The following is a 26,852-nucleotide window of genomic DNA, read 5'->3' on the forward strand; positions in this document are numbered from 1 at the left end:
TATGACACCTTCACTTTACGATATCCTGTACGGCAATTTTGAAGGTGATCTGGAGCTGGAACGTGTTAGCGAAGAGAACCAGGTGATTTTGTCGGTGCTGGATAACATGCTGCGCATTCTTAATAGCCGCGCCGGTTCGCTGGCGCACCTGCCGGATTACGGCCTGCCGGATATGACGCGCATCCTGCAGGGCATGCCCGGCACCGCCCATCAGTTGATGCACACGCTCTCTGGTGTGCTGCTGAAATATGAACCGCGCCTGAAGCGCATTGATGTGGTGATGCTGGAGCAGACGCAGCCCGGTGAACTGCGCTATGCGATTGATGCCGAGTTAAAGGATGTAGGGCTGGTACGCTACGGCACGGCATTTATGCCGGAGGGGCGGGTGCTAATTCGTCATATGAAACAGCAACAGTATCTGGATGCAAAAGCTTCTGTTTAAGGCGAACGAATGGAGTCGTAAATGAAGAAATCACTGTTATTTGGAGTGCTGGTTTTAATCAGTGCAGGTGCCGTAAATGATACCAGCGCGCATCCAGGCAGAACTAATTCCGAAGGCTGTCATAACGATCGTAAAAATGGCGGCTATCACTGCCATGGCGCAAAAAGAAAATCTGCTGACTACTTCGCAAGCGAACCAGCTGCGCCGGCGAGAAGCCCTGAAAAGAACCCCGCTAACAAAAAACCATCGCGCACAACTCCTCGACCTTCGATAACTACACAAAAACCTGAAAATAAAGTGCTGCAGCGCGCAGTGGATAATCCACAGGAGCGGATGCAACGTTGCGTCAACAGCCAAAATGTTTACGCCTACTGGGAGCCGACAACCAAACGTTGTCTTGATAGTAAAACTGGGCGCGAACTTACCATCTGAATAACTTTCTTTTTCGCCTGATTAAGGCTTTTCGGAACACAGCAATGACTTCCTCTCAACCCCGTTTTGTCAAAACTGGCGGCGATCCGCGCGCGTTCGCGGAGTATGTCTCGCTACGCAAGGAAATGCAGAAACTCACGCATCCGGCGCGTCCGGATGTCGATTGGCCGCACGTCTCTGCGCTCTGTCTGACGCTGTTTGAACAAAACGGCGTCGAACTCCAGAGCGCCATTTGGTACACGCTTTCTCGTGCTCATTCCGCTGGCACGGCGGGGATGGCAGAAGGCTTGACGCTATTAACAGCCTTGTTAATCCGCGAATGGCCGACGCTATGGCCGCAGCCAGCACATACGCGTATAGAACTGCTGGCGGGATTAAGCCGTCGCTTGCAGCAGTTTTTGCGCACTCAAACGTTGAGCGAAGCCGATCTTACGGCACTCAGTCAGGCGGCGCGTTTGCTAAGCGAAATGGGCGATCATTTGCAGCGACTGGAACTGCGTCAGCTCAGCCAGATCGATCCACTGCTGGATCGCATTCGCAGCGCAGTTGTGATGCTAGAGCGCTGCGATGCGTTGCCATCTGAAGCCATGGCCGTTCTGTCTGAAGAGATTCAGGTTGCAAAGCCTGCCATTGCGCTCGCTGATGCGGAGGTCAGCGGTTGGGTGTACGTACCCGCGCCGGGCGCACCTGCGCCAGATATGGGACGGCTTCGCCGCCGGGCTTTTATGAGTGGTGTAGGCGCAACGCTGCTGAGTGTCTCACTCATCGTCGCCGCTTGTTACTTCGTTGAACAACATGCTGAGCAGGAATCACGGTTGCAGCAGGAATTACTGGCGTCGGTATCACCGCTCCCTGCGCCGCTGGCGCCGGAAATGGTCGCTGAACTGCAGGCTAACCCACCTGAATGGCTGAACGACAGTGCATGGCTTGAGCAAACGCAGCAGCAACTGAACTGGCTGCAGGGCGCACCGCCGGACTGGAATCTGCAGCACGGTAATGCGCTGGTGATGCAGGCCAATCAGTTATCGCCGGATTCGGATGCGGTCAAAACGATGAGCGCACGCTGGAACAGGCAGCTTAAAGCCACAGCGATGCCTGCGGAGAAAATGCAGGGATGGCAGCAGGGCATGGAGCAACTTAATACGCTGTCGCAACGCCTGAATGGCTTGGATGAGAAGCGAGGAAAATACCTAACGGTAAGCGAACTTAAAACGGCGGTTTACAACATGAGGCAGGCGTTCAACGAAACTGTGCCACTTGAAGAGGAATTGCGCGTGTTGCAACAATCAAATGGCGAAGCTCCACAGCATCAGTTAACAGAAGCGGAAACGCACTTAAGTCAGCTTATCGCCAGTTACCATCAGTTGGTCACATCAGTAAGAGAGTAGCGTTTTCGGTAGAACTAAATATCTGAAGCCCGGGTTCAATAAAATTTGGCTGGCACCCCCATGGAACCCCCAGAAAAAATAAAGGCTCGCATTATTAATGCAAGCCTTTGATATTATTGGTGGCCCCTGCTGGGTTTGAACCAGCGACCAAGCGATTATGAGTCGCCTGCTCTAACCACTGAGCTAAGGGGCCAGCGGAGCGGGGATTATAGAGTATCTTGTTAGGGTGATCCAGAGTTCGCCATTTGGATGGTGAAAATTACATCAATAGCTGACTCTTTGATCTCAAAAAGAAAAATCTCTCATCCCACACTTCATCGCTTATTAAGCGCCCAATCATCATTGGTTTTTGAGACCAGGCTCATTCGAAAATTTGCCGATGCTACAAATAACGCGATGCGGGCTTGTTGAGCGAGATGAAGGGCAATATGGCGATGCGTGCCTCTTCGTAGCTCTGCCAAAGCTGCACATCTTCAACGGATGGGATGGTCACCAGCTCGCCGGCATCAAGTCCACGTAGCGCTGCCGAGACTAAATCATCCACTTCCATCAGCATCTCAGCGGGAAGGTCGTTGATGGATTTTCCTGCGCGCTCGAAGATTTCGGTACGCGTTAAGCCCGGCAACACTGCTTGCATACGCACACCGCTTTCGGCTAATTCACGATGAAGATTACGAGTCAGTGAAAGCACATACGCTTTGCTGGCGTTGTAGGCGCCATTGGCCGATTCGTTTACCAGCGCTAGCACGGAAGCAATATTCACAATCGTGCCATTGCGACGTGCACGAAATGCCTGAGCAGCAGTGTGCGCCAACTGCGTAAGCGCCACGATATTTAACGTCAGCATCTTTTGAATTTTTGCGATGTCACCGTCGATGAATTCACCTTCAACAGTCATGCCCGCATTGTTTACCAGCTGAGTAATCGCTTTATTTTGCTGGATTTCGCGATCGACTCTTTGCAAATCATCGTGGTTGGTGAGGTCGGCCGCTAACACGCTGACTTCAACGTCATGCGCTTCACGCAGAGATTGCGCCAACAGATTGAGCCTGGCTGCATCGCGCGCCACCAGAATCAGGTTTGTGCCGCGTGCTGCCAGCTGTTTTGCATAGGTCGCGCCAATTCCGCTTGATGCGCCGGTGATCAAAGCCAGTTGTTGTGACATGGTGTGTTCCTCTAAATGATGGTTATCATATTTACGAGGTTAAATATGACGATCATAATATTTATCGTCAAGCTAGAATATGATGGTTGTAATAATTACACTGATTGCTATCAACGATGTCGGAGTCAATGAAGATGGAAAAGCTGAGCCATAAAGCGCGTACACGACAGCGCATTCTGGATGAAGCCTCTGTGGTGATGCGCGAGAACGGTACTGAAAGCATTGGCGTCGCGGCGCTGATGAAGCGCGTGGGATTAACGCACGGCGGCTTTTATGCCCACTTCGCCTCGCGCGAAGATCTGGTGCAAGCGGTGATCGCTGAGATGTTTGCCGATTCGGCGCGACGCTTTGCGGATATCACCTCAATTAACGATCCCGCTGAACGACTTAATCAATTGATTGATAGCTATTTATCTGAGCAGCATTGCAATACGCCGGGTGAAGGCTGTCCGCTGCCTGCGCTGGTGAGTGAGATGGCGCATTTGCCGGTTGAGGCACGCACGCTGTTTTCTCAGCGGCGTGAAGCGATGCGGCAGCGTTTAGTATTGACGCTACGCGAACTTAATCATCCGCATGCGGATGACGCGGCGACCACCATATTGGCTGAGATGGTTGGCGCGGTGGCAATGGCACGCGCTTGTCCGGACGATGAGGAAGCACGCACCATGCTAGCGAGCAGTCGTCGGTCGGTAAAACAACGCGCCGGACTGGAGATGGCATGAGCGAGCACGATATCCGCGACATCATTGCGCCTGATTTACAGGTGCTGTTTTGTGGCATCAATCCGGGCAAGTCGTCGGCGCACACCGGATTTCACTTCGCGCATCCCGGCAATCGTTTCTGGAAAGTGATTTATCAGGCCGGCTTTACGCGCGAGTTACTCAAGCCTGAGCAGGAGCAGCGGCTGCTGGAAACCGGCTGTGGCATCACGATGCTGGTGGAGCGTCCGACGGTGCAGGCTAACGAGTTGGACGGCGATGAATTACGCGACGGTGGTTCACGCTTGCAGCAAAAGATTCTGCACTATCAGCCGCGCGCACTGGCGGTGTTGGGCAAGGATGCTTTTCAGAAAGCGTTTCGTCAGCGCAAAGTTGAGTGGGGCGAGCAGCCGCAAACGCTGGGTGAAACGCGTTTGTGGGTGCTGCCTAATCCGAGCGGGTTAAATCGTGCCACGCTGGAAGAGATGGCGGCATCCTATCGCCAACTGCATGATTGGCTGCAGCGCAACGCGTGATAGAGCGACTCTTCAGGCAATAAAAAACCCCGGCAAGCCGGGGTTTTTTCATCTCGACAACGATTAATCGTCGAGGAAGCTACGCAGTACTTCTGAGCGGCTTGGGTGACGCAGTTTACGCAGCGCCTTGGCTTCGATCTGACGAATACGCTCACGCGTTACATCAAACTGTTTGCCAACCTCTTCCAGCGTGTGGTCGGTGTTCATGTCGATACCGAAACGCATACGCAGCACTTTCGCTTCACGCGCGGTCAGGCCAGCCAACACGTCGTGGGTCGCTGAGCGCAGGCTTTCCGAGGTTGCGGAATCCAGCGGCAGCTCCAGCGTGGTGTCTTCGATAAAATCGCCCAGATGCGAATCTTCATCATCACCAATCGGCGTCTCCATAGAGATCGGCTCTTTAGCGATTTTCAGCACTTTGCGGATCTTATCTTCAGGCATCAGCATACGTTCAGCCAGCTCTTCCGGCGTCGGTTCGCGACCCATCTCCTGCAGCATCTGACGCGAAATACGGTTGAGTTTGTTGATGGTCTCAATCATATGCACCGGAATACGGATGGTGCGCGCCTGGTCAGCGATAGAGCGGGTGATAGCCTGACGAATCCACCATGTGGCGTAAGTTGAGAACTTATAACCACGGCGGTATTCAAACTTATCAACGGCTTTCATCAGACCGATGTTGCCTTCCTGAATCAGATCGAGGAACTGCAGACCACGGTTGGTGTATTTCTTGGCGATAGAGATAACCAGACGTAAGTTTGCTTCAACCATCTCTTTCTTCGCACGACGCGCTTTCGCTTCGCCGATAGACATGCGACGGTTGATGTCCTTCACCTGCTCGATGGTCAAGCCGGTTTCTTCTTCGATCTGCTGCAGTTTGTACAGCGAACGATTTACATCATCTTCAACTTCCAGCAGCTTCTCAGACCATGGCTTGTTCATTGCCAGCGCGGCTTTGAACCAGCTTGGGTTGGTTTCGTTGCCGGTAAACAGCGTGATGAAGTTTTTCTTCGGCATTTTGCACAGTTCAATACACAGCTTCATGATCAGGCGCTCTTGCGTACGCACGCGCTCCATCATTTCACGCATATTGTTTACCAGGTAATCGAACTGCTTCGGTACCAGGCGGAACTGCTTGAACACTTCAGAGAGATTCTGGATTTCGGCTACGGCGTCAGCATGGCTGCGGCCTTTAGCTTTGATGACGGTACGCGTGGTTTCATACTGCGTACGCAGGTCGCCAAACTTCTCGCGAGCCAGTTCTGGATCGATAGAATTATCGTCGTCAGAGCTGTCATCATCCTCTTCATCTTCTTCTTCATCGTCATTACGATCTTCCTGAGATAACTCAGAACCCACATGCGTGGCGGTCGGCGCGATATCTTCTTCCGCGTTAGGATCGATGAAGCCGATGATCAAGTCAGACAGGCGATAGTCGCCCGCTTCTACACGATCGTACTGATCGAGCAGATAGGTGATCGCTTCCGGATATTCGGCTACAGAGCATTGGACCTGGTTGATACCGTCTTCGATGCGCTTAGCGATGTCAATTTCGCCTTCGCGCGTCAGCAGTTCAACGGTACCCATTTCGCGCATGTACATGCGCACCGGGTCGGTGGTACGGCCAATTTCAGATTCAACACTGGATAAAACCTGAGCGGCGGCTTCTGCGGCATCTTCGTCAGTATCGGAGCTGTTTTCATTCAGTATCAGATCATCAGCATCAGGCGCTTCTTCAACAACCTGAATACCCATGTCATTAATCATCTGGATGATGTCTTCGATCTGATCGGAGTCGACGATATCTTCCGGCAGATGGTCATTGACCTCAGCATAGGTCAAATAGCCTTGCTCCTTACCACGGGTGACAAGTAGCTTAAGCTGTGACTGCGGGTTTTGCTCCATAAGACGGTATCCACACTTCTGTTAATTAGATTGGTGTCGGTCGGCGCGAGCCAACTATAACAGTGAAGGCGTTGTGTTTTTGCCGCTGCCTACATCGCGGCCAGGGCCTTTGCCCTCATATAATCGGCACTTAAGCCGCTTGTGTTCTTTCGAGGCTGGCTTCGACGCCTACGGCCCTAATATAGTCATGTTTCCGGCTTCGCTTATCGCGTCTATCAATCCGGAAATCACTGAGCCAGAATGCCGTTTTTAACGTACTTGCAGTTCTGACCCCGTTAAAATCTTATTTTTTCGCTAATGCCTGGCTTAGAGCCCAGAATTCGCGGCGTTCGATGGCGCTTAGGCCTTCAGTTCGCTCGCGTGCGATCAGCGCTTCAAGGCGCTGTTCGAGCGCGGAATCGTAAATGCTCGCCAGTGAATCCTGGAACACTTCTTCCGCCTCTTCATCCACTATCATGTGGTTCCAGGTGGCCAGTGTTTCAAGGGGCTGGCTAAAATTTGTTCCGCGATATAACTCTAGTAGCTGTCCGGTGGTCAGGCCAGGATTCTCTGTACAACGGCTGACTAACTCCACAAATAGCGGTAAACCCGCCATTTTTGACTGCTCCAGTCCATCCAGTGTAGGCACGATGGAGGCAAATTGCGGATTCTGCACTAATAACGCGATCAACACGCGCATGGTGGTGCGCTTCAACGGTGGGGCAGTTGGCAGCACTCCGCTTTCTGCCAGCTTCGGCATCAGCTTGTCTAACTGGTTATCGTCAAGAATCCCGAGTTTATTACCCAATGTTTGACGCATATAAATGCGCAGCGTTTCACCGGGAATCTGACTGATCAGCGGTAATGCCAGTGTCGCCAGCTTTGTCTTGCCATCGCGAGTACTCAAATCCACTTGCGGCATCAGGCTGTCGAACAAAAACGTGGAGAGCGGTGTAGCCTGCTCCATCCGCGCTTCAAAGGCTTCTTTGCCCTCTTTGCGTACCAGCGTGTCCGGATCCTCGCCATCGGGCAAAAACATAAAGCGTAGCTGACGACCATCATTCATGTAAGGCAATGCAGTTTCGAGCGTACGCCATGCTGCTTCACGTCCGGCGCGGTCGCCGTCGTAACAGCAAATCACGGTATCCGTTGAGCGATAAAGCAGCTGAACGTGTTCAGCGGTGGTCGAGGTGCCCAGCGACGCAACGGCATAATCGATGCCAAATTGCGCCAGCGCCACCACGTCCATATAACCTTCGACAACCAGCAAACGCGTGGGTTGCGGATGATTTTTCTGCGCTTCATAAAGTCCGTATAACTGGCGGCCTTTATGGAAAATCGGTGTTTCCGGCGAGTTCAGATACTTCGGCGTATCGTTGCCCAGCACGCGGCCACCAAAACCAATCACGCGGCCACGCTTATCGCGAATAGGGAACATCACACGATCGCGGAAGCGATCGTAGGTGCGGCCTGAGTCATTGCTGACCAACATGCCCGCTTCCATCAGTGATTCGCGATCGTCTTTCTGCTGCCCAAAGCGTTTCAGTGCATTATCCCAACCCGCAGGCGCATAGCCGATAGCGAAGTGATCGATCACTTCCTGACTAAGACCGCGCGTGGCGAGATAGTTCTGTGCAGATTGCGCTTGTGGATTACGCAGGCTCTGTTGATAGAAGCCGTTCAGGCCATCCAGCAACTGATAAAGACTTTGACGTTGATGGCGCTCCATCTGGCTAGGACCATTGCCCGCTTCATATGGCACTTCTAAGCCATGAAGCGTGGCCAGCTCCTCAACGCTCTCAACAAATTCCAGACGATCGTGATTCATCAGGAAGTCGATGGCGTTGCCTTTGGCGCCACAGCCGAAGCAGTAATAAAACTGCTTCTCACCGCTTACGGTGAAAGAGGGGGTTTTCTCGTTATGAAAAGGACAGCACGCGTGATAGTTCTTACCCTGCTTTTTCAGCTTAACGCGGGCATCGATAATATCCACGATGTCCGTGCGGGCAAGTAAGTCGTTGATAAATATGCGTGGAATTCGTCCAGCCATAAGCCCCGATTTTTCAGCTCATAAACGACAACAAGCCGCGCTTCCTTTCGGAAAGCACGGCCTTTTACTTGACTCTGTCTGCGTTTATCACGCGGCGGAAGCAAGCTTCCGCAAGAAATTAGTACAGACGAGTGCGGCGTGCGTTTTCGCGAGCCAGTTTCTTGGCATGACGCTTAACTGCAGATGCTTTAGCGCGCTTACGCTCAGTGGTAGGCTTCTCGTAGAACTCACGGCTACGAACTTCTGCCAAAACACCTGCTTTCTCGCATGAACGCTTGAAGCGACGCAGTGCTACGTCGAACGGCTCGTTTTCACGTACTTTAATTACCGGCATGTAACTCTTACCTCGATAAAATTCGGTTTTTGCTGCTGGCTGCGGCGCCAGCACATTTCAAAATGGTGCAGCATTTTACTCCAGCCGCGGCCGACTTGTAAAGCACCATGTATAATTTAGAACCAACAGGGGCATATGCCATCGCGGCTGCCGGTTTTTTCAGGCCGTGGAGTATAGCGCACTCTTTGTGCGACAGAAAAACACTTTTTCAGGGGCAAACTCTCTGGCGTGAGAATTGCCTGTGTTACACTGCGCGCCGCACGAAGAGGGTGATAAAAGCTATGCGAGTTCTGGGTATTGAAACGTCCTGCGATGAAACCGGCATCGCGATTTACGACGATGCGTCCGGTCTGCTGGCAAATCAACTATATAGCCAGGTCAAACTGCATGCCGATTACGGCGGTGTGGTGCCGGAACTGGCATCGCGTGACCACGTACGTAAAACCGTGCCGCTGATTCAGGCGGCACTGAAAGAAGCGGGCCTTGAGCCACAACAGATTGATGGCGTTGCTTACACCGCCGGGCCCGGATTGGTGGGCGCACTGCTGGTTGGCGCCACCATTGGCCGTGCGTTGGCGTTCGCCTGGAAGGTGCCGGCGGTGCCGGTGCATCATATGGAAGGGCATCTTCTTGCGCCGATGCTGGAAGAGAATCCGCCAGAGTTTCCGTTTGTCGCGCTGCTGGTTTCCGGCGGTCATACACAATTGATCAGCGTGACCGGTATCGGTGAATACACCTTACTGGGCGAATCGATTGACGATGCGGCAGGCGAAGCGTTCGATAAAACCGCCAAGCTGCTGGGGCTGGATTATCCCGGCGGACCGATGCTGTCGCGTATGGCGCAGCAGGGCACGCCAAACCGCTTCCGCTTCCCACGGCCAATGACCGATCGTCCGGGATTGGATTTCAGCTTCTCCGGCCTGAAAACCTTTGCGGCGAACACCATTCGCGAGCATCAGGGCGACGAGCAAGCCCGCGCGGATATCGCCCGCGCGTTTGAAGATGCGGTGGTTGATACCTTAATGATTAAGTGCAAACGCGCGCTTGAGCAAACCGGCTTCAAGCGTTTGGTGATTGCGGGTGGCGTCAGCGCGAACCGCACGCTGCGTGAGCGTATGGCCGAGATGATGCAAAAGCGTGGCGGCGAAGTGTTTTATGCGCGCCCTGAGTTTTGCACCGATAACGGCGCGATGATTGCTTACGCTGGCATGGTGCGTCTTAAAGGCGGCACCAGCGGTGGACTCGGCGTCAGCGTGCGGCCACGCTGGCCGCTGGCAGAATTGCCCGCCATCTAAAACAAAAAACCGGCCTCGCGCCGGTTTTTTTATTTCTTCTTTTTCCGCTTCCAGATCTTATTTTCCTGGCCGCGCCACAGGCGCTGGATGTTGTCGTGGTGCCGCAACAGAATCAGGCACGAGAGCATCGAAACGGGGAAAGTGAATTGCGGTTTGAACCACCATACGTAAAACGGTGCGATCAGCGCGCTGACAATCGCGCCAAGTGACGAATACCCGCTCAGCAGCACCGTCAGCAGCCAGGTGCCGGTCATCAATCCCGTCAAATCCCAGCCAATCGGCGCAATCGCACCAAAGGCGGTCGCCACGCCTTTACCGCCGCGAAAACGAAAGAACACCGGATAGATGTGACCCAGACAGGCAGCAATCGCCGTGAGGCCAAGATAGAGCGGAGCAACGTGCAGCAGATAAGCGATCCACACCGGCAGCATGCCTTTTGCCACATCGAAGATCAGCACCGCCGCAGCGGCGGCTTTGCCACCAATGCGCAAAACGTTGGTCGCGCCAGGATTGCCTGAGCCTTGCGAGCGCGGATCGGGTAAACCAGCCAGTTTACAGACCAGTATCGCACTGGAAATCGAGCCGCAAAGATACGCGAAAATAATCATACCAAGCGCGATAGCACTCATAGCGTCGTACCGTTCCTTTTGGGTCGTTTTGTTCTCGATAAGCGTGGATAATACGCATAATCCGCCGGAAGTGGTATCCGGCTTAGCCAAAAACAGAGACTGACATCATGGATATCGTATTTATCGAGCAGCTTACCGTGTTCACGACTATTGGCGTTTACGACTGGGAACAGGGCATGCAGCAGAAGCTGGTGCTCGATGTCGAAATGGCGTGGGACAACCGTCAGGCCGCGGCCAGCGACGATGTGAATGATTGCCTGAGCTACGCCGATGTCACCGAAGTGATCCTTAATCATCTGCAAGGCCAGCGTTTTGCCCTGGTCGAAAGGGTGGCAGAAGAAATCGCCGATCTGTTGATGAATCGTTTCAAAACCCCCGGAGTGCGTATAAAGGTAGGAAAACCGGGCGCTGTAGCCCAGGCGGCCAGCGTTGGCGTGCGTATTGAGCGCGGGACTATTCCGAAATAAATCTTCCGTGATTGCCATCACAATGAAACCAAACCAAATTATGGTGTGTCTCACTTGAGGCCGTTGCGCTAACCAGCAGGAAGTTACCGAATTTCTTAAGGTTTCCTTCAGCGTGACGCAGGCATAATTTCAGGCGGTAGCCCTTTGCGACCGCCTTTTTACTGTTTAAAACGGATAGAGGAAATATTTTGATGGCAGACATTCACCAGCTTTGGGTAGCTGCAATCCTGGGGGTTGTAGAAGGCCTCACGGAATTCCTGCCGGTCTCTTCCACGGGCCACATGATTATTGTTGGCCATCTGTTGGGTTTTGAAGGCCAGACCGCTGAAACCTTCGAAGTAGTGATTCAGCTCGGTTCGATTCTGGCTGTGGTCGTGATGTTCTGGCGCCGCCTGTTTGGTTTGATTGGCATTCACTTCGGTGAGGTCAAACATGAAGGCGTTGGTACCGGCAAATTAACCCTGATTCATATTCTGTTGGGAATGGTGCCGGCGGTGGTGATTGGTTTGCTGCTGCACGACCAAATCAAAACGCTGTTTAACCCGATCAACGTGATGTATGCGCTGGTGGTCGGCGGTGTGCTGCTGCTGGTGGCGGAATACTTCAAGCCGAAGCAGCCGAAAGCGGTTGGCGTTGACGATATCACCTACCGTCAGGCGTTTATGATTGGCTGCTTCCAGTGTCTGGCGCTGTGGCCGGGCTTCTCGCGCTCAGGTGCGACGATTTCTGGCGGTATGTTGATGGGCGTGAGCCGTTATGCGGCGTCAGAGTTCTCGTTCATTCTGGCGGTGCCAATGATGATTGGCGCAACCGGACTGGATCTCTACAAGAGCCTCGGCTTCCTGACGATGCAGGATTTCCCGATGTTTGCCGTCGGTTTTGTAACGGCCTTCGTCGTGGCGCTGCTGGCGATCAAGGTGTTCCTTGAGCTGATCAAGCGTATCTCGTTCGTCTCTTTCGCTATCTACCGCTTCATTGTTGCGGCCGTGGTTTACGCCATCTTTATGTAAGTTGCCCCGCGCGGCTGGTTACACTGGCCGCGCGTTAATCAATTCCGCCTGCAGCACCGCCACACGTCGACGCGTCAACTCTTCCCGCACTTCCGCCCCTTTAAAACCTGCAGCAACGACATCTTTGGTTGGCACCGCTTGCGCCAGCGCAAACGCCTGACGCAAATAGTCGCCTTGCGGATAAGCCATGCTTTCCAGACCCGCACGCCCGCGCGCATCCGCTTCGCTGGTCAGCGCCATCTTCTCCACCCGATCGGGCTTGCGCCAGGCATCGATACGATCAAAAAGCGCGATTAATGCGTCAGCCGGCTGACGTTCAATGGTGTGCACCACGTCATGGAATTCGGTCACCACTAACGCCAAATCACGCACCTGATTCGGCACGCGCAGGCGCTGGCACAGCGCTTCAACAATCGGCACGCCCGCGAGGCCATGACCATGATGGCTCGGCCATTTTTCTGGTGGCGTCAGCGCTTTGCCGACATCGTGGAACAGCGTAGCGAAACGCACATCAAGCTGATCTGAGAGCGCGGCGGACATCGCCAGTGTCATCAGCGCATGAATGCCGGTATCAATCTCGGGATGCCATTTGATCGGGGCCGGAATGCCATACAGGTTATCGATTTCCGGGAACAGCACCTGTAGCGCGCCGCAATCACGCAGCACCTGGAAATAGACCTGAGGATTACGCGTCAGCAACGCTTTTTCCGTCTCTTTCCACACCCGTTCTGCGGTGAGATGCGCCAGTTCGCCGCTGAACGCCATTTCGCGCATCAGCGCCTGAGTTTCTTCGGCAATCCGGAAATTAAGATGGGCAAAGCGGGCGGCGAAACGCGCCACCCGCAGTACACGCAGCGGATCTTCGTTAAAGGCGGCGGACACATGGCGCAGCTGGCGTTTCGCCAGGTCGCGCTGACCGCCATAAGGATCAATCAGCTCGCCGCCGTCGCTTTGGGCGATGGCATTGATGGTGAGATCGCGGCGCTGCAGATCTTGCTCGAGCGTGACATCCGGCGCGAACTGCGTCACAAAGCCGGTGTAACCGTTGCCGCTTTTGCGTTCCGTACGCGCCAGCGCATACTCTTCACGGCTGCGTGGATGCAAAAAAACCGGAAAATCCCGGCCAACCTGCTGATAACCTTCCGCCAGCATCGCATCTGGCGTCGCGCCTACAACAACCCAATCTCTATCTTTTACCGGCAAACGCAGTAAGGCATCGCGCACTGCGCCACCGACCAGAAACGTCTTCACTCAACCACTCCAGAGGCAGATCAAAAATTGCGTGCTGAACACGCTTGTTACTTTATTGTTGCATACTTTGGCTAAATATCGGGCACGCCAAAAAGGGCATCTTACGATCCCCTTAAATAAAAGAACAAATCTGCGTGGCGCGTTAGTTCATCCAGCGATCGTTTTTCTTGCGGCGCGGCACCATATGCGGCAGCAACAGACCCAACAGCAAACCAACGCCCAGCACGCCGCCGCCATACATAAACCACTGCATGATGATGGTGCGCTGCTTGTCATCCAGCTGCACATTGGCGGCGCTGACTTTCTTCTGCGCGACAATCAGCTCATTTTTCAGCTTCTGATTCTCGGCTTTCAGGCCATCAATGGTGCCGTCGCTGTTGGCGACTTTGTTCTGCATCTCAGAAGTGCGCTGATTCCAGCTGTTATCGATATTCGCCAGCTTGGCCGTCAGGTCTTTAACCTGCTGCTCCAGCTGCGGTACGCGGGTACGCAGGCTAGGACTGGCGCTCAGCTGCGACAGTGGAATCCAGTTGGTTTTGCCTTCTGCATCACGAATCTGACCATATTGAGAGTCGTTATTGGTTTGCAGCAAGGTCACTTCCTCTCCGGCGTTCAGCTTACCGATCAGGCGATATTGATCGCCCGGACCGCTGCGCACCCAAGTGGATAATTCATCGGAGATGTAACGCTTTTCGTCAGCAGCATGAGCAGGCGTGATGGCGCTGAAAGCCAGCAAAGAAAGGGCAGCAAGTGTGATTTTTTTCATTCGATGTCGTTTTTTCTTAATGGCGTAAAATTACCGGCACAGTCTGGAGACGCTTCTCAAAAATCTGAATGAGAACTATCCTGGTCTCAATCCGGTGCGAAAAGGGTCGTAAAAGCACAAGAAAGCGGAGACAGCGGGCTTCCGGTGCATTACTCTTCGCCAGATTAAACTCGTAAGTGCCAGCAGCGTATTGAATAAAAAATTATGACCATCGAAATCGAATTAAAGTTCATTGCTACACCGCAAGCCGCCGAAAAACTGGCGGAAAAGCTTGCCGCGTGGCCACATCAGCACTTCGCCGCGCGCGAGCTGACCAATATCTATTATGAAACCGACGATAACCAACTGCGTCGTTGGGACATGGGCCTGCGTATTCGTGGCGTTGACCAACGCTATGAAATGACGCTGAAAGCGGCCGGTAAAACCGTTGGCGGCCTGCATCAGCGTCCGGAATACAATGTTGATCTCACTGAGCCGCAGCTCGATATTGCGCGCCTGCCAGCCGATATCTGGCCGCAGGACACCGATATCGCCGCACTGCAATCGCGCCTGCAGCCGCTGTTCAGCACCCATTTCCAGCGCGAAGCCTGGCTGGTGCAATTTGGCGACAGCGAAATTGAAGTGGCGTTTGACCGCGGCGAAGTGGCTGCCGGTGAATTCAGCGAACCGCTTTATGAAGTCGAGCTGGAGCTCAAAAGTGGGCAACGCGATGACATGTTGAAGTTCGCCGAAGCGCTTATCGCGCTGGGCGGACTGCGTCTCGGCAGCCTGAGCAAAGCCGCGCGCGGCTACCAGTTGGCGCAGGGTAACTTACCGCGTCCCATCCGTACGCTGCCGTTGCAGAAAATCGCCGCGAAAGCGTCGGTTGAGCAGGGCATGATCAACGCAATGACCGCGGCACTGAATCATTGGCAATATCACGAAGAAGTGTGGCTGCGTGGTAATAAAGATGCCAAAGCGGCGGTGATTGATGCGCTGGAAACGCTGCGTCAGGCGTTCTCACTGTTTGGTGCGTTGGTGCCACGCAAAGCCAGCAGCGATCTGCGTCAGAAATTAACCCGTCAGGAAGAGTTGCTGGCCGATGAAGAGAATAATGCAGAAGACACTTGCTTCTCGTTGACCTCCGTTGAAGCTCAGTTAGCGCTTACTCACTGGCTGGTTGAGTCGCAGTGGCAAAGCTGGCTCGACGACAAAAGCAAAAGCAAGTTGCAGGGTTCGTTCAAACGCTTCAGCGATATTATGCTGAGCCGCATCTCAGCCGATCTCCGTGAAACCTTCGTTGACGTTCAACTCTTCAATGAGTTTCAGGATAAAGCGACGCGCCTGAATCGCCAACTGCTGGCGGTGAACCTGCTGGCGGGTGCATATCCGGCGGAAGAGGTGAATGTTTGGCTGGAAGGCTGGCTGGAGTTACAGCACGCCATTCGGATCAAACAGAATCACGGCTTAATGCAGCTGGTGAATCTGGCGATCAAACCGACGCCGTTCTGGCTCAATAGCGGAATCAAACGCTAACGAAAAATCCAATCAGGGAGAGAAGATGTTGTTACCGTTACCGGCGCTCATGCAGGCGCAGTTGGCTAATGTGGCAGAGCGACTTAATTTGCCACCCTCAGCGTTCACGCCAGAACAGGCGGGCGCGCTGACCTTTAGTGACTTTATCCTCGATAACCTGCAGCAGCATCCCGAATGGTGGCAGCATCTGCAACAGCAAGCGCCTGCGCCAGATGAGTGGCAGCACTATGCCCGCTGGCTGAATGACGCGCTGCAAGCGGTTGATAACGAAACCTCCCTGATGCGTGAACTGCGTTTGTTCCGGCGTCATATGCTGGTGCGCATCGCCTGGATGCAGGCGATGCAACACGCCACTACCGAACAAAGTTTGCAGCAGCTCAGCACGCTGGCGGAAATTCTCATCGCTGCCGCGCGCGACTGGGTTTGGCAGGATTGCAGCCGCGACTTCGGTACGCCATGTAATGAAGCCGGTGAAGCTCAGCCGATGCTGATTCTTGGCATGGGTAAACTCGGCGGCTGTGAACTCAACTTCTCTTCTGATATCGATCTGATTTTTGCCTGGCCGGAAAACGGCGTTACCCAAGGTGGACGGCGCGAGCTCGACAATGCGCAATTCTTCACGCGCATGGGGCAGCGGCTGATCAAAGTGCTCGATCAACCAACGGTGGATGGATTTGTCTATCGCGTGGATATGCGCCTGCGTCCGTTCGGTGATAGCGGTCCGCTGGTGCTGAGCTTTGCGGCACTGGAAGATTATTATCAGGAGCAAGGCCGCGACTGGGAACGCTATGCGATGGTCAAAGCCCGGTTGATGGGCGACGATCATGGCCACTGGAGCCAGGAATTGCAGCAAATGCTGCGTCCGTTCGTTTATCGACGCTATATCGATTTCAGCGTGATTCAATCGCTGCGTAACATGAAAGGCATGATTGCGCGCGAAGTGCGTCGACGCGGCTTGAAAGACAACATCAAGCTCGGCGCCGGCGGCATTCGTGAAACGGAATTCATTGTGCAGGTCTTCCAGCTAATTCGCGGAGGACGTGAGCGCTCACTACAACTGCGCTCCTTGCTCCCTACGCTCAAAGCGATTGGCGAGCTGGCTTTGTTAAGCCAAAAACAGGTCGATCATCTACGTGAAGCCTATCTGTTCCTGCGTCGGCTGGAAAACCTGCTGCAAAGTATCAATGACGAGCAAACGCAAACGCTGCCAGAGAACGAACTTGATCGCCAGCGCTTAGCCTGGGCAATGGGCGCGGCAGACTGGAACGCACTGATGGCGCAGCTTGAGCTGCAAATGGCCGGTGTGCGCGCCATCTTTGACGAGCTGATTGGTGACGATGCGCCGGATGTCGACGATCAGCCACAGTTGGCCGAATTTGCTGGCTTATGGCAGGACGCGCTGGAAGAGAGCGATCTCATTCCGGTGGTACCACAGTTGGACGATGCGCAGCGACACGCGCTTTACAACGCGTTGAACAACTTCCGCCAGGATGTGAGCCGCCGTACCATTGGTCCGCGCGGTCGTCTGGCGCTCGACCAGTTGATGCCGCGTCTGCTCAGTGAAGTTTGTCCACGCGAAGATGCCGATGTGTTGCTGAATCGTCTGACGCCGCTGTTGCTGGGCGTGCTGACGCGCAGCACTTATCTGGAATTACTCACCGAATATCATGGCGCGCTGCGTCATCTGATTCGTCTGTGTGCCGCATCACCGATGGTTGCCAGCCAGCTGGCGCGCTATCCGCTGCTGCTGGATGAGTTACTTGATCCCGCGACGCTGTATCAACCCACCGCGACCGATGCTTACCGCGACGAACTGCGCCAGTATCTGCTGCGTATTCCCACCGATGATGAAGAGCAGCAACTGGAAGCATTGCGCCAGTTTAAACAGGCGCAGCATCTGCGCATTGCCGCTGCAGATATCGCTGAAACGCTGCCCGTGATGAAAGTGAGCGATCACTTAACCTGGCTGGCAGAAGCGATTATTGAATCAGTGGTGCAGCAAGCCTGGCAGATGATGGTGCAGCGATATGGTCGTCCATCGCATCTAACCAGCGACAATGAGCGCGGTTTTGCGGTTGTCGGTTATGGCAAACTCGGTGGTTGGGAGCTGGGTTACAGCTCTGACCTTGATTTGGTGTTCCTGCATGATTGTCCGGATGAGGCGGAAACCGATGGCGAGCGCGTCATTGATGGTCGCCAGTTCTATCTGCGCCTGGCGCAGCGTGTGATGCATCTGTTTAGCACGCGCACTTCGTCCGGCATTTTGTATGAAGTGGATGCGCGTCTGCGTCCTTCTGGCGCGGCGGGCATGCTGGTTAGTACTTTTTCCGCTTTCAACGAATACCAGCGCAGCGAAGCATGGACCTGGGAACATCAGGCGCTGGTGCGCGCGCGCATTGTGTTTGGCGAACCTGCGCTGTGTGAACGCTTTGATGAAATCCGCCGTGGCATTCTTTGCCTGCCGCGTGAAGTTGAGACGTTGCAAAAAGAAGTGCGTGAAATGCGCGAAAAAATGCGTGCGCATCTCAGCAATAAACATAAAGGTCGCTGGGAAATTAAGACCGATGAGGGCGGTATCACCGACATTGAATTCATCGCGCAATATCTTGTCTTAGGCTACGCGGCCGATCAGCCAGCGTTGACGCGTTGGTCGGATAACGTCCGCATTTTCGAATTAATGGCGCGTCATGGCATTATGCCGGATGAAGAGGCGCAGGCTTTGACGCATGCGTACGTCACGCTGCGTGATGCGCTGCACCATCTGGCATTGCAGGAATTACCGGGCCATGTGGCACCTGAAGCCTTTGTCGCTGAGCGCGCGGTGGTCAACAACAGTTGGCAGCGTTGGTTAAGCGGTACCGAATCTGACAGCGCGGAACAGTGAGCCTTATGGCTTATGTGGTAATATCCCGCGCATTATTTTGACCGTGTTGGAGTCTCTGAATGAAAGTAACACTGCCCACTTTTGGCAAGGCCACTGTGCTGGTCGTCGGCGATGTGATGTTAGATCGCTATTGGTATGGCCCAACCAGCCGTATTTCCCCGGAAGCGCCGGTGCCGGTGGTGAAAGTGGATACCATTGAAGAGCGTCCAGGCGGCGCGGCAAACGTCGCCATGAACATTGCTGCGCTCGGTGCAGCATCACGGCTGATTGGCTTGACCGGCGCCGATGATGCCGCGCGCGTGTTGAGTGAAACCCTGCAGAAGGTCAATGTCGACTGCGATTTTGTGGCGGTGCAAAGCCATCCAACCATCACCAAGCTGCGCGTGCTGTCGCGCAATCAGCAGCTGATTCGCCTCGATTTCGAAGAGGGTTTTGAGCAGATTGATCCGCAGCCGATTCACGATCGTATGCGTCAATCGCTGACGCAAGCGGGTGCGCTGGTGTTGTCTGACTACGCCAAAGGCGCGCTGAACAGCGTGCAGACCATGATTCAACTGGCGCGTGAAGCTAAAGTGCCGGTGTTGATTGATCCCAAAGGCACTGATTTTGAACGTTATCGCGGTGCAACGCTGCTGACGCCGAATTTGTCTGAATTCGAAGCGGTTGTGGGTAAATGCAAAACCGTGGAAGAGATTGTCAGCCGTGGCATGCAGTTAATCGCGGATTATGAACTCTCCGCGCTGCTGGTCACCCGTTCTGAAAACGGTATGACGCTGCTGCAGCCGGGCAAAGCGCCGCTGCATCTGCCTACGCAGGCGCAGGAAGTGTATGACGTGACCGGTGCGGGCGATACGGTGATTGGCGTGCTGGCCGCAGTGCTGGCAGCTGGCGACAGCCTGGAAGAAGCCTGTTTCCTTGCTAATGCTGCTGCAGGCGTCGTCGTCGGTAAGTTGGGTACTTCCACTGTCAGCACTGTTGAGCTGGAAAATGCCATTCATGCCCGTCCGGAAACGGGATTCGGTGTGATGACCGAAGCGGAGCTGAAAGCCGCTGTTGCGCTGGCGCGTCAGCGTGGTGAGAAAGTGGTGATGACCAACGGCGTGTTTGACATCCTGCACGCTGGCCATGTTTCTTATCTGGCGAACGCGCGCAAGCTGGGCGACCGCCTGATTGTGGCCGTTAACAGTGATGCCTCGACTAAGCGTCTGAAAGGCGAAACGCGTCCGGTCAATCCGCAAGAAAACCGCATGATTGTGCTGGGTGCGCTGGAAGCGGTGGATTGGGTGGTGCTATTTGAAGAGGATACGCCACAACGTCTGATTGCTGGAGTGCTGCCGGATCTGCTGGTAAAAGGCGGCGATTACAAGCCGGAAGATATCGCGGGAAGCAAAGAAGTGTGGGCGAACGGCGGTGACGTGCGTGTGCTTAACTTCGAAGATGGCATCTCAACCAGCAACATCATCAAAACTATTCGCAGTCATTAAGTGTGAATCGGCGGGAGGAAGACTCCCGCCAATGAGCTTACTGCGGAGTATCAATTTTCCCAGCAGGATCTGGCGTGACGATTGCCGGCGCGGGTGCTGCTGGACTTTCACTTTCCAGTTTTGCCAGGCGCTGTTCCAGCGCAGCTAATTTCTCACGCGTACGCAGCAGAACCTGCGTCTGCACATCAAACTCTTCACGGTTAACCAGGTCCATGCGCGTCAACTGCGCCTGCAATACCTGACGAATTTTCTTTTCGACATCATCGCCAAAATCGCGAATCCCTTTCGGCATAGCTTCATGTACCTGGCGAGCCAGTTGTTCAATTTTTTTCGTGTCGATCATGATTATTTCCTGGTTACGGTGGCCGATAGCTGCGCGTGTTCGGACTCAATAGCTATTAAGTGTAATGCCTGAAACGAAAAGGTTAAACCTGAAATCCGCAACGCAGGAAATGCAAAAGCATTTGCACTTTTGTCGATTGCCCGACCAGATGATTGGCGTTATAGTTTGTTCGCTTATTCTCAGGGCGGGGCGAAATTCCCCACCGGCGGTAAATCAGCTCTAGCTGAAAGCCCGCGAGCGCTCTCACAGCAATGTGAAAGGTCAGCAGATCCGGTGTAATTCCGGAGCCGACGGTTAGAGTCCGGATGGGAGAGGGTAACGACATCAGCCGGGCTTTGCCCGCGTCACGTTTTTGCCATGTGTTTTGTACGCACTCCTAAGCACGCCCTGGTTCTGGTAACTCATATTTTATAAGGTTTTTTTACCATGAATCAGACGCTTCTTTCTGAATTTGGCACGCCTGAACAGCGTGTAGAGCGCGCCATTGATGCGCTGCGCAACGGCCGCGGTGTAATGGTGCTTGACGATGAAAATCGTGAAAACGAAGGTGACATGATCTTCCCGGCAGAAACCATGACCGTTGAACAGATGGCATTAACCATCCGTCACGGCAGCGGTATTGTGTGCCTCTGCATCACCGAAGAGCGCCGTCAGCAGCTTGAGCTGCCAATGATGGTGGAAACCAACACCAGCGCTTACGGCACCGGTTTTACAGTGACAATTGAAGCTGCAAGCGGTGTGACCACCGGCGTTTCTGCTGCCGATCGCATCACCACGATTCGCGCTGCGGTGGCTGATGGCGCTAAGCCTTCAGACCTTAACCGTCCGGGCCATGTTTTCCCGCTGCGTGCGCGTGAAGGCGGTGTTCTGTCGCGTGGTGGACACACCGAAGCGACTATCGATCTGGTAACGCTGGCAGGATTCAAACCTGCGGGCGTACTGTGCGAATTGACCAATGATGATGGCAGCATGGCGCACGCGCCAGAAGCGATCGTGTTTGCTAAGCAACATGATATGCCGGTCGTCACCATTGAAGATTTGGTGGCGTATCGCCGTCAGCGTGAAACGCGTCACGCCAGCTAACTGAATTAATACAGAAGAAAGAGGCCGGATAGATATCTATCCGGCCTCTTTTTTGTTTTAGCGATTGGCATAAAACACGTGATTGCCAATCACCACAGTACGCTGAAAGGTATGACGCCAGGCCGGTTTGACGCTATGCGCATGGAAAAAGGTCGCGCCTTGAGTGACGTCCTGTAATTCCCCTTCAACGATCTTCTGTGCCAGCTTTCTGGCGCGTTGCCAGCTCTTATCTTCATGTGGTGGATAACGATAAGGATTCTTTTTGAGAGACGTCCAGGAGAACTGCTTTGGTGCATACACCACAGGACAGATCTCTTTGACATCCCAATTGGCCCGGTTCATGGTCACCGTACCAACGGCTATTTGTCCTTTAATCGGTTCGCCACGCGCCTCATGGTAGATATTCATCGCCAGGCACAATATTGCTCCCTGAATTAACATAAATTCCAACTCATGTTTCTAAAACCGGGTGGAGTTTATGAAGTAGATTCATTGGATGTAACAAGACCGGTCTCGCTCGGTCTTAGGTGTGGGCTATATCACTGATATATAAAAGGCGCGCGCGCAATATTGAGACCCATCTTGTCTCAAATTCCCCCGCCCAATATCATTCAAATTCCCTGACAGAGATCATCATACTTATCAGAGTTAATCCCCCAGCGAAAGCGCGTATCGTAACGGTTAACAAAGCGACACTTCGTCAGAGGATTAATCATGAGCACTACACGCATGCCTGCGCTGTTCCTTGGTCACGGCAGCCCGATGAACGTACTGGAAGATAATCGTTATACCCAAACCTGGCAGCAGTTGGGCGCAACGTTGCCGCGTCCACGCGCGATTCTTGCGGTTTCGGCGCACTGGTACACACGTGGCACGGCGGTGACGGCGATGAATAATCCACGCACTATCCATGATTTTGGTGGTTTCCCGCAGGCGCTATTTGATGTGCGCTATCCCGCGCCGGGATCGCCAGAACTGGCTCAGCAAGTGATTGATTTACTCGCACCGATCGCCGTTCATGCCGATCAGGAGTGGGGTTTTGATCATGGTTCCTGGGGCGTGTTGGCAAAAATGTATCCCGATGCAGACATTCCGGTGGTGCAACTAAGTATCGACGGCACTAAGCCGGCCGATTGGCACTACGCATTGGGGCAAAAGCTGGCGTCATTGCGAGATCAAGGTGTGATGATCGTGGCCAGCGGAAACGTGGTGCACAATCTGCGTATGCTGCGCTGGCAGGGCGCAGAAACCGCGTATCCATGGGCGGAAAGCTTTAATCTGTTTGTCCGTGAGAATCTGGATTTCCACGGCGAGACGGCGGATCACCCACTGGTAAACTTTATGCAGCATCCGGATGCGCAGCTTTCGAACCCAACGCCTGAACACTATCTACCGCTGCTCTATATTCTCGGTGCGCGTGCCGCTGATGAAGCGATCAGCATTCCGGTGGAAGGTATGGAAATGGGCGCGATCAGTATGATGTCGGTGCAGATTGGCTAATGCGCGTGGCCGCTCGAAGATTGCGGGCGGCACAGCGTTTACTCAATAAAGGTATGCGGATAGAAGCGCGACAGATCCTGCGTGATCAAGGCACGATCTTCACGTAAGCCGATACCCGCAGGTTGATCGTCAATCAGCCAGCTGCCGATCAACGTATAGCTATCACCAAATTTCGGTAGCTGATAGAACTGCTGAATAATCATGCCTTCTTCGCCATACGGACCATCGGCGCGGGCGATCTCCTGACCGTTTTCAATGATGCGAATATTGGCACCTTCGCGTGAAAACAGCGGTTTCACCACGTACTTATCCATCTGCGGCGCGTTCTTATCATCGGCAAAATAAGCGGGCAGCAAGTTGGGATGATTAGGGAACATCTCCCACAACAGCGGTAACAGCGCTTTATTGGAAATGATGCTTTTCCATGCCGGCTCCAGCCAGCGCACGCCCGCGTCCGCCAGCTTAGTGGAGAACACTTCGCGCAGCATGAATTCCCACGGATAGAGCTTAAACAGATTGCTGATGACCTGATCGTTTACGTCGGTAAACTGGCCTCTTTCACCCAATCCGATTTCGTCAATATAGAGAAACTCGCTCGGCAATCCGGCCTCGGTGGCGCAGTCCTGCAGATATTGCACCGTGGCGCGATCTTCCTCGGTATCACGGCAGCAGGAGAAGTGCAGCCAGCTGAAACCGAACTGCTGATGCAACGTGGCGAAGCGCTCGATCAGCTTCTCTTGCAGGCTGTTGAACTGGTCGCTGCCCTGTGGCAGGTTGCCGGCTTTAACCTGGTCTTCCAGCCAAATCCACTGAAAGAAGGCGGCTTCATACAGCGAGGTTGGCGTGTCGGCATTGTTTTCCAGCAGCTTGGCGTCACCTTTACCATCCCATGCCAGATCGAGGCGCGAATAGAGCGATGGCTGGCGCAACTTCCAGGAATCACGCACAAAATCCCAGGTGTGCTTAGGAATGCAGAAGCGGATAAGCAGCTCGTCACTGTTGACCACTTTCTCCACCGCCTGCAAACACATCTGGTGCAGCTCGGCGGTGGTATCTTCCAACTGTTCAACCTGCGCTAGCGTGAATTGGTAGTACGCATCTTCACACCAGTAAGGTTCGCCATACATGGTGTGAAACTGGAAACCATACTCCGCGGCTTTTTCTCGCCAGTCTGGACGTTCAGGGATTGCTATACGTTGCATGCTGCGGCTTAGCCTCCCAGCGAGCGGCTGCCGGTACCTGAGGCACTGCTGCGCTGCATGGTGTTTTGTTTTGCCACGCTGTCGCCAAAGCCGCCACGCGTGATGGTGGAAGTGGTAGCGGGTTTCGGTGCCATTGCTGTTTTCGGCACGTTGATGGTGCGGCCCGATGTGGCATTACCGTAGTTTTTACCCGCCGCATCAACAAATTTTCCGTTTGCCGGGCTGTTCGGATTTTTTGGCGAGAACAGTGGCTGCTGGGCAAAGCCTGCGCCGCCGCTCATCATACGTCCCATCATGTAACCGGCCATCAACGGCATCCAGAAGCTACCGCTTTGCTGAGCTTCAGCGTTGTTTGCTGTGGTGCCCACACCCGCTTGCGCAGGCGTTTGCTGGCACTGGTTCTCACCAAATTCAGCCACACAATCTTCACGCGTGGCGTATTTTGGTGCGGTACGTTCGGCTTCTTTCTGTGCGTTGTTATACGCAGTGGTACACTGCGCGCTCTGGCCTGGATTGGCTTTGGCGCAATCATCCGCGTTTTGATAGAGCGACACCGTTTCATCACTCTGTTCGCAGCCTGCCAGCATAAACACTGCGCTAACGGCAAAGGCGACTGGCGTTAAGTGGCGTGCCTGCCAGCTTTTACGGAAAGCGGCATGGCGAATATTTTTCGTCCGTTTCATTATTTTCATCCTGTGCCCAAAGGTGGGGTAAGGATAGGGGATGAGCGGTGGAAAATGAAGCGCGAAGCCAGATGGGGAAAGGATCTTTACGTAGCTATACGATTGAATGCGAAAGGGGCCGCATGCGGCCCCCTGGGAATTAATTACCGAATGGATTTCCGCTGCTGCGTGCGGCAGCTGGACGGGCTTGTGCGGCGGCTGAAGGCGATGAAGCTTTCGGACCGTTATCCACACGCGCGGCCTGCTGGTTATTCTCCGGCGCCACCACTTCTGGTGTAGTGGTGATCTCTTTGCCCAGCGTGCTGTTCAGCTGCTGCAGATCCTGCTCGTTCAGCGTACCCAGCGCATATTTGATATTCAGCTGGTTAATCAGGTAGCTATAACGCGCATCAGAAAGCTGCTGTTTAGCATTGAACAACGTGGTGGTCGCATCCAACACATCAACGATGGTACGCGTACCAACCTGATAACCGGCTTCCATCGCATCCAATGAGCTTTGTGCAGAGACAACCGCCTGCTTATAAGCATCGATGCTGCTGATAGAGGCATTCACGTTATTGAATGAAGAACGCACCGTCTGAACCGCGCTACGATGCGCGCCTTCCAGCTGTTCGCTGGCCGCGACATAGTTGTACTGCGCCTGTTTCACCTGCGAAGTCACCGAACCGCCGCTGTAGAGTGGCATGGTGAAGCTCAGGCCAACCTGGTTAGAACCGGTGATGGAATCGGTGCTACCGCTACTCTGATTAGCGCGGCTGCCGCCATATTTGCTGTTCGACATGCCGGTTGAGGCGGTCAAATCCAGCGTTGGCATGTGGCCGGTTTCAGCTGAGCGAATCTGCTCACGTGCCAGATCCTGGCTAAGGCGCGCAGACAGCAAGGTCAGGTTGCGGCTTTCTGCTTCTTTCAGCAGGCTGGCAACAGCATCTGGACGCGCAGTTTTGAAACGATCGATATTCAGTGAGGCCAGCGACAGATAATCCATGCCGGTAATCTGACGCAGCGATTCCACCGCATTATCGAGGTTGTTACGTGCAGTCACTTCGTTGGCCAGTACGGTGTCATACTGTGCACGGGCGTTCTGCACGTCAGTGATCGCGACCAGACCCACATTGAAGCGCTGAGTGGTTTGATCCAATTCGCGGTAGATCGACTGTTTCTGTGCTTCGGTGTAAGAAAGCGTATCAATCGCCTTCAACACGTTGAAATAAGCCGTTGCACTGTTCAGGATCAGATCTTGCTGAGCCACCTGATAAGTGACGTCCTGAATACCGGCTTGTTTTTCCTGCAGCGACAGCGCACGCCATTTCGACATATCGAAAATAGTTTGAGTTAATTGCAGAGAGGCGCTGGTCGTGTTGGAATGAAGTCCGCTGCTGTCACGGTAGCCATTGTTATAAGTGTAATCTGCGCCCAAGCCTAACTGCGGCAATAAAGGACTACGCGCTTCATTGATTTTCTCAAATGCAGCGTCGCGGTTAGCGGCAGAAGATCGCAGATCGGGGTTGCTAAGGCGCGCCTGCTGATAGACCTGCAACAGGTTTTCTGCCTGGCCGGCAAGGCTGAATCCGCCCAGAGTCAGCCCAATAAAAAGTGGGAGCAGTTTTTTCATTTGCATTCCTTTTGTTGCAGCAAAATGCACTGGTAGTGCTGCAGGTAAGCCAAAAAAATAATCGCCGATTCTACAGAGGCGGCGTCAGAGATAAGTTGGCTGAACGTGCCTTCTTCCCCTAATTTACGTAAATAATTCAAAAAGAACCACTCGGACGGAGCGGTAGACTTGGCTTTTCTTTGCTCCATCCCAATCTGCA

Annotated in this window: 26 protein-coding genes, 1 tRNA gene and 1 riboswitch; of the genes, 13 read left to right on the forward strand and 14 right to left on the reverse strand. The window is 53.8% G+C overall.

The features are described from left to right. The first annotated feature begins 1 nt into the window (after position 1). Genes tssE through HX773_RS15005 form a run of 3 tightly spaced genes read left to right on the forward strand, consistent with a single transcriptional unit; the run spans position 2 to position 2,262 of the window. Entirely contained in the window at positions 2-442 is a 441-nt protein-coding gene (tssE, locus tag HX773_RS14990; RefSeq protein ID WP_176972193.1) for a type VI secretion system baseplate subunit TssE, read from the forward strand. Positions 443-463: 21 nt separating this feature from the next. Continuing rightward, the gene (locus HX773_RS25795; RefSeq protein ID WP_218168268.1) at positions 464-874 is read left to right on the forward strand and encodes a DUF1283 domain-containing protein; all 411 of its coding nucleotides are present in this window, start codon (positions 464-466) and stop codon (positions 872-874) included. Positions 875-918: 44 nt separating this feature from the next. Beyond that, complete coding sequence (locus HX773_RS15005) at positions 919-2,262, forward strand: VasL domain-containing protein (protein ID WP_176972194.1); 1,344 nt, start codon at positions 919-921, stop codon at positions 2,260-2,262. Positions 2,263-2,379: 117 nt separating this feature from the next. Here HX773_RS15005 and HX773_RS15010 read toward each other — a convergent pair. Both HX773_RS15010 and HX773_RS15015 read right to left on the reverse strand, forming a co-directional pair. Further along, positions 2,380-2,455, reverse strand: a tRNA-Ile gene (locus HX773_RS15010). 189 nt (positions 2,456-2,644) lie between these two features. Next, positions 2,645-3,427 (reverse strand): SDR family oxidoreductase, encoded by a 783-nt coding sequence (locus tag HX773_RS15015; protein ID WP_176972195.1) that lies wholly within the window; start codon positions 3,425-3,427, stop codon positions 2,645-2,647. 134 nt (positions 3,428-3,561) lie between these two features. Here HX773_RS15015 and HX773_RS15020 point away from each other — a divergent pair, with 134 nt between their 5' ends. Both HX773_RS15020 and mug read left to right on the forward strand, forming a co-directional pair. After that, positions 3,562-4,149 carry a TetR/AcrR family transcriptional regulator gene (locus HX773_RS15020; RefSeq protein ID WP_176972196.1) on the forward strand — a complete coding sequence of 196 codons (588 nt, stop codon included), beginning with the start codon at positions 3,562-3,564 and terminating at the stop codon, positions 4,147-4,149. Next, positions 4,146-4,661, forward strand: a complete 516-nt coding sequence (gene mug / locus HX773_RS15025) for a G/U mismatch-specific DNA glycosylase (protein WP_176972197.1) — start codon at positions 4,146-4,148, stop codon at positions 4,659-4,661. The genes HX773_RS15020 and mug overlap by 4 nt, the downstream gene beginning before the upstream one ends. A gap of 63 nt (positions 4,662-4,724) precedes the next feature. Here mug and rpoD read toward each other — a convergent pair whose 3' ends face one another. From rpoD to rpsU, 3 genes are all read right to left on the reverse strand, one after another. After that, positions 4,725-6,566 (reverse strand): RNA polymerase sigma factor RpoD, encoded by a 1,842-nt coding sequence (gene rpoD, locus HX773_RS15030; protein ID WP_064738465.1) that lies wholly within the window; start codon positions 6,564-6,566, stop codon positions 4,725-4,727. 283 nt (positions 6,567-6,849) lie between these two features. After that, entirely contained in the window at positions 6,850-8,595 is a 1,746-nt protein-coding gene (dnaG, locus tag HX773_RS15035; RefSeq protein ID WP_008103438.1) for a DNA primase, read from the reverse strand. A 118-nt stretch (positions 8,596-8,713) separates the two neighbouring features. Then, positions 8,714-8,929: a 30S ribosomal protein S21 gene (gene rpsU, locus HX773_RS15040; RefSeq protein ID WP_008103436.1), complete on the reverse strand. Its 216-nt coding sequence runs from the start codon at positions 8,927-8,929 to the stop codon at positions 8,714-8,716. Positions 8,930-9,210: 281 nt separating this feature from the next. On the opposite strand from rpsU, the gene tsaD reads away from it, so the two are divergent. Next, on the forward strand, positions 9,211-10,224 hold the full coding sequence (gene tsaD / locus HX773_RS15045; RefSeq protein WP_176972198.1) for a tRNA (adenosine(37)-N6)-threonylcarbamoyltransferase complex transferase subunit TsaD: 1,014 nt from the start codon (positions 9,211-9,213) through the stop codon (positions 10,222-10,224). Positions 10,225-10,253: 29 nt separating this feature from the next. Here tsaD and plsY read toward each other — a convergent pair whose 3' ends face one another. Then, on the reverse strand, positions 10,254-10,853 hold the full coding sequence (gene plsY, locus HX773_RS15050) for a glycerol-3-phosphate 1-O-acyltransferase PlsY (protein ID WP_061720459.1): 600 nt from the start codon (positions 10,851-10,853) through the stop codon (positions 10,254-10,256). A gap of 107 nt (positions 10,854-10,960) precedes the next feature. Between plsY and folB the strand changes: the two genes are divergently transcribed. Beyond that, positions 10,961-11,320: a bifunctional dihydroneopterin aldolase/7,8-dihydroneopterin epimerase gene (gene folB / locus HX773_RS15055; protein ID WP_008103431.1), complete on the forward strand. Its 360-nt coding sequence runs from the start codon at positions 10,961-10,963 to the stop codon at positions 11,318-11,320. Between the two features lie 191 nt (positions 11,321-11,511). Next, positions 11,512-12,330 (forward strand): undecaprenyl-diphosphate phosphatase, encoded by an 819-nt coding sequence (gene bacA, locus HX773_RS15060; RefSeq protein WP_101762986.1) that lies wholly within the window; start codon positions 11,512-11,514, stop codon positions 12,328-12,330. A gap of 18 nt (positions 12,331-12,348) precedes the next feature. Here the strand turns inward: bacA and HX773_RS15065 are convergent, their stop codons facing one another. Both HX773_RS15065 and HX773_RS15070 read right to left on the reverse strand, forming a co-directional pair. Continuing rightward, on the reverse strand, positions 12,349-13,581 hold the full coding sequence (locus HX773_RS15065; RefSeq protein ID WP_176972199.1) for a multifunctional CCA addition/repair protein: 1,233 nt from the start codon (positions 13,579-13,581) through the stop codon (positions 12,349-12,351). 142 nt (positions 13,582-13,723) lie between these two features. Continuing rightward, positions 13,724-14,347 carry a TIGR04211 family SH3 domain-containing protein gene (locus HX773_RS15070; protein WP_101762988.1) on the reverse strand — a complete coding sequence of 208 codons (624 nt, stop codon included), beginning with the start codon at positions 14,345-14,347 and terminating at the stop codon, positions 13,724-13,726. Positions 14,348-14,551: 204 nt separating this feature from the next. Between HX773_RS15070 and HX773_RS15075 the strand changes: the two genes are divergently transcribed. From HX773_RS15075 to hldE, 3 genes are read left to right on the forward strand one after another with little or no spacing between them, the layout of a single operon-like run. Further along, on the forward strand, positions 14,552-15,862 hold the full coding sequence (locus tag HX773_RS15075; protein WP_176972200.1) for an inorganic triphosphatase: 1,311 nt from the start codon (positions 14,552-14,554) through the stop codon (positions 15,860-15,862). Positions 15,863-15,887: 25 nt separating this feature from the next. After that, positions 15,888-18,746 carry a bifunctional [glutamate--ammonia ligase]-adenylyl-L-tyrosine phosphorylase/[glutamate--ammonia-ligase] adenylyltransferase gene (glnE, locus tag HX773_RS15080; RefSeq protein WP_176972201.1) on the forward strand — a complete coding sequence of 953 codons (2,859 nt, stop codon included), beginning with the start codon at positions 15,888-15,890 and terminating at the stop codon, positions 18,744-18,746. Between the two features lie 59 nt (positions 18,747-18,805). Then, positions 18,806-20,230, forward strand: a complete 1,425-nt coding sequence (hldE, locus tag HX773_RS15085; RefSeq protein WP_176972202.1) for a bifunctional D-glycero-beta-D-manno-heptose-7-phosphate kinase/D-glycero-beta-D-manno-heptose 1-phosphate adenylyltransferase HldE — start codon at positions 18,806-18,808, stop codon at positions 20,228-20,230. A gap of 37 nt (positions 20,231-20,267) precedes the next feature. Here the strand turns inward: hldE and HX773_RS15090 are convergent, their stop codons facing one another. Then, positions 20,268-20,573, reverse strand: a complete 306-nt coding sequence (locus tag HX773_RS15090; protein ID WP_110867312.1) for an accessory factor UbiK family protein — start codon at positions 20,571-20,573, stop codon at positions 20,268-20,270. 171 nt (positions 20,574-20,744) lie between these two features. After that, positions 20,745-20,894: riboswitch (FMN riboswitch) on the forward strand. 105 nt (positions 20,895-20,999) lie between these two features. Here HX773_RS15090 and ribB point away from each other — a divergent pair. Beyond that, positions 21,000-21,656, forward strand: coding sequence for a 3,4-dihydroxy-2-butanone-4-phosphate synthase (gene ribB / locus HX773_RS15095; RefSeq protein WP_008103416.1), 657 nt, complete (start codon positions 21,000-21,002; stop codon positions 21,654-21,656). A gap of 57 nt (positions 21,657-21,713) precedes the next feature. Here the strand turns inward: ribB and HX773_RS15100 are convergent, their stop codons facing one another. Continuing rightward, positions 21,714-22,097, reverse strand: a complete 384-nt coding sequence (locus tag HX773_RS15100; RefSeq protein ID WP_176972203.1) for a cell wall hydrolase — start codon at positions 22,095-22,097, stop codon at positions 21,714-21,716. Positions 22,098-22,370: 273 nt separating this feature from the next. Here HX773_RS15100 and ygiD point away from each other — a divergent pair, with 273 nt between their 5' ends. Then, positions 22,371-23,156, forward strand: a complete 786-nt coding sequence (gene ygiD / locus HX773_RS15105; protein WP_176972204.1) for a 4,5-DOPA dioxygenase extradiol — start codon at positions 22,371-22,373, stop codon at positions 23,154-23,156. Positions 23,157-23,194: 38 nt separating this feature from the next. Here ygiD and HX773_RS15110 read toward each other — a convergent pair whose 3' ends face one another. From HX773_RS15110 to HX773_RS15125, 4 genes are all read right to left on the reverse strand, one after another. Next, complete coding sequence (locus tag HX773_RS15110) at positions 23,195-24,358, reverse strand: glutathionylspermidine synthase family protein (protein ID WP_176972205.1); 1,164 nt, start codon at positions 24,356-24,358, stop codon at positions 23,195-23,197. Positions 24,359-24,366: 8 nt separating this feature from the next. Next, the gene (locus tag HX773_RS15115; RefSeq protein WP_061720467.1) at positions 24,367-25,041 is read right to left on the reverse strand and encodes a DUF1190 family protein; all 675 of its coding nucleotides are present in this window, start codon (positions 25,039-25,041) and stop codon (positions 24,367-24,369) included. 139 nt (positions 25,042-25,180) lie between these two features. Beyond that, complete coding sequence (gene tolC, locus HX773_RS15120; RefSeq protein WP_176972206.1) at positions 25,181-26,653, reverse strand: outer membrane channel protein TolC; 1,473 nt, start codon at positions 26,651-26,653, stop codon at positions 25,181-25,183. Beyond that, the gene (locus HX773_RS15125) at positions 26,650-26,841 is read right to left on the reverse strand and encodes a hypothetical protein (RefSeq protein ID WP_225614418.1); all 192 of its coding nucleotides are present in this window, start codon (positions 26,839-26,841) and stop codon (positions 26,650-26,652) included. The genes tolC and HX773_RS15125 overlap by 4 nt, the downstream gene beginning before the upstream one ends. Between the last annotated feature and the right edge of the window lie 11 nt (positions 26,842-26,852).

The organism is Pantoea sp. B9002 (genome assembly GCF_013385945.1).
Taxonomy (GTDB): domain Bacteria; phylum Pseudomonadota; class Gammaproteobacteria; order Enterobacterales; family Enterobacteriaceae; genus Pantoea.

Coding starts and splice junctions, on each gene's coding strand:
- tssE (WP_176972193.1), top strand. CDS start 2: ATGACACCTTCACTTTACGATATCCTGTACGGCAATTTTGAAGGTGAT.
- HX773_RS25795 (WP_218168268.1), top strand. CDS start 464: ATGAAGAAATCACTGTTATTTGGAGTGCTGGTTTTAATCAGTGCAGGT.
- HX773_RS15005 (WP_176972194.1), top strand. CDS start 919: ATGACTTCCTCTCAACCCCGTTTTGTCAAAACTGGCGGCGATCCGCGC.
- HX773_RS15015 (WP_176972195.1), bottom strand. CDS start 3,427: ATGTCACAACAACTGGCTTTGATCACCGGCGCATCAAGCGGAATTGGC.
- HX773_RS15020 (WP_176972196.1), top strand. CDS start 3,562: ATGGAAAAGCTGAGCCATAAAGCGCGTACACGACAGCGCATTCTGGAT.
- mug (WP_176972197.1), top strand. CDS start 4,146: ATGAGCGAGCACGATATCCGCGACATCATTGCGCCTGATTTACAGGTG.
- rpoD (WP_064738465.1), bottom strand. CDS start 6,566: ATGGAGCAAAACCCGCAGTCACAGCTTAAGCTACTTGTCACCCGTGGT.
- dnaG (WP_008103438.1), bottom strand. CDS start 8,595: ATGGCTGGACGAATTCCACGCATATTTATCAACGACTTACTTGCCCGC.
- rpsU (WP_008103436.1), bottom strand. CDS start 8,929: ATGCCGGTAATTAAAGTACGTGAAAACGAGCCGTTCGACGTAGCACTG.
- tsaD (WP_176972198.1), top strand. CDS start 9,211: ATGCGAGTTCTGGGTATTGAAACGTCCTGCGATGAAACCGGCATCGCG.
- plsY (WP_061720459.1), bottom strand. CDS start 10,853: ATGAGTGCTATCGCGCTTGGTATGATTATTTTCGCGTATCTTTGCGGC.
- folB (WP_008103431.1), top strand. CDS start 10,961: ATGGATATCGTATTTATCGAGCAGCTTACCGTGTTCACGACTATTGGC.
- bacA (WP_101762986.1), top strand. CDS start 11,512: ATGGCAGACATTCACCAGCTTTGGGTAGCTGCAATCCTGGGGGTTGTA.
- HX773_RS15070 (WP_101762988.1), bottom strand. CDS start 14,347: ATGAAAAAAATCACACTTGCTGCCCTTTCTTTGCTGGCTTTCAGCGCC.
- HX773_RS15075 (WP_176972200.1), top strand. CDS start 14,552: ATGACCATCGAAATCGAATTAAAGTTCATTGCTACACCGCAAGCCGCC.
- glnE (WP_176972201.1), top strand. CDS start 15,888: ATGTTGTTACCGTTACCGGCGCTCATGCAGGCGCAGTTGGCTAATGTG.
- hldE (WP_176972202.1), top strand. CDS start 18,806: ATGAAAGTAACACTGCCCACTTTTGGCAAGGCCACTGTGCTGGTCGTC.
- HX773_RS15090 (WP_110867312.1), bottom strand. CDS start 20,573: ATGATCGACACGAAAAAAATTGAACAACTGGCTCGCCAGGTACATGAA.
- ribB (WP_008103416.1), top strand. CDS start 21,000: ATGAATCAGACGCTTCTTTCTGAATTTGGCACGCCTGAACAGCGTGTA.
- HX773_RS15100 (WP_176972203.1), bottom strand. CDS start 22,097: ATGTTAATTCAGGGAGCAATATTGTGCCTGGCGATGAATATCTACCAT.
- ygiD (WP_176972204.1), top strand. CDS start 22,371: ATGAGCACTACACGCATGCCTGCGCTGTTCCTTGGTCACGGCAGCCCG.
- HX773_RS15110 (WP_176972205.1), bottom strand. CDS start 24,358: ATGCAACGTATAGCAATCCCTGAACGTCCAGACTGGCGAGAAAAAGCC.
- HX773_RS15115 (WP_061720467.1), bottom strand. CDS start 25,041: ATGAAACGGACGAAAAATATTCGCCATGCCGCTTTCCGTAAAAGCTGG.
- tolC (WP_176972206.1), bottom strand. CDS start 26,653: ATGAAAAAACTGCTCCCACTTTTTATTGGGCTGACTCTGGGCGGATTC.
- HX773_RS15125 (WP_225614418.1), bottom strand. CDS start 26,841: ATGGAGCAAAGAAAAGCCAAGTCTACCGCTCCGTCCGAGTGGTTCTTT.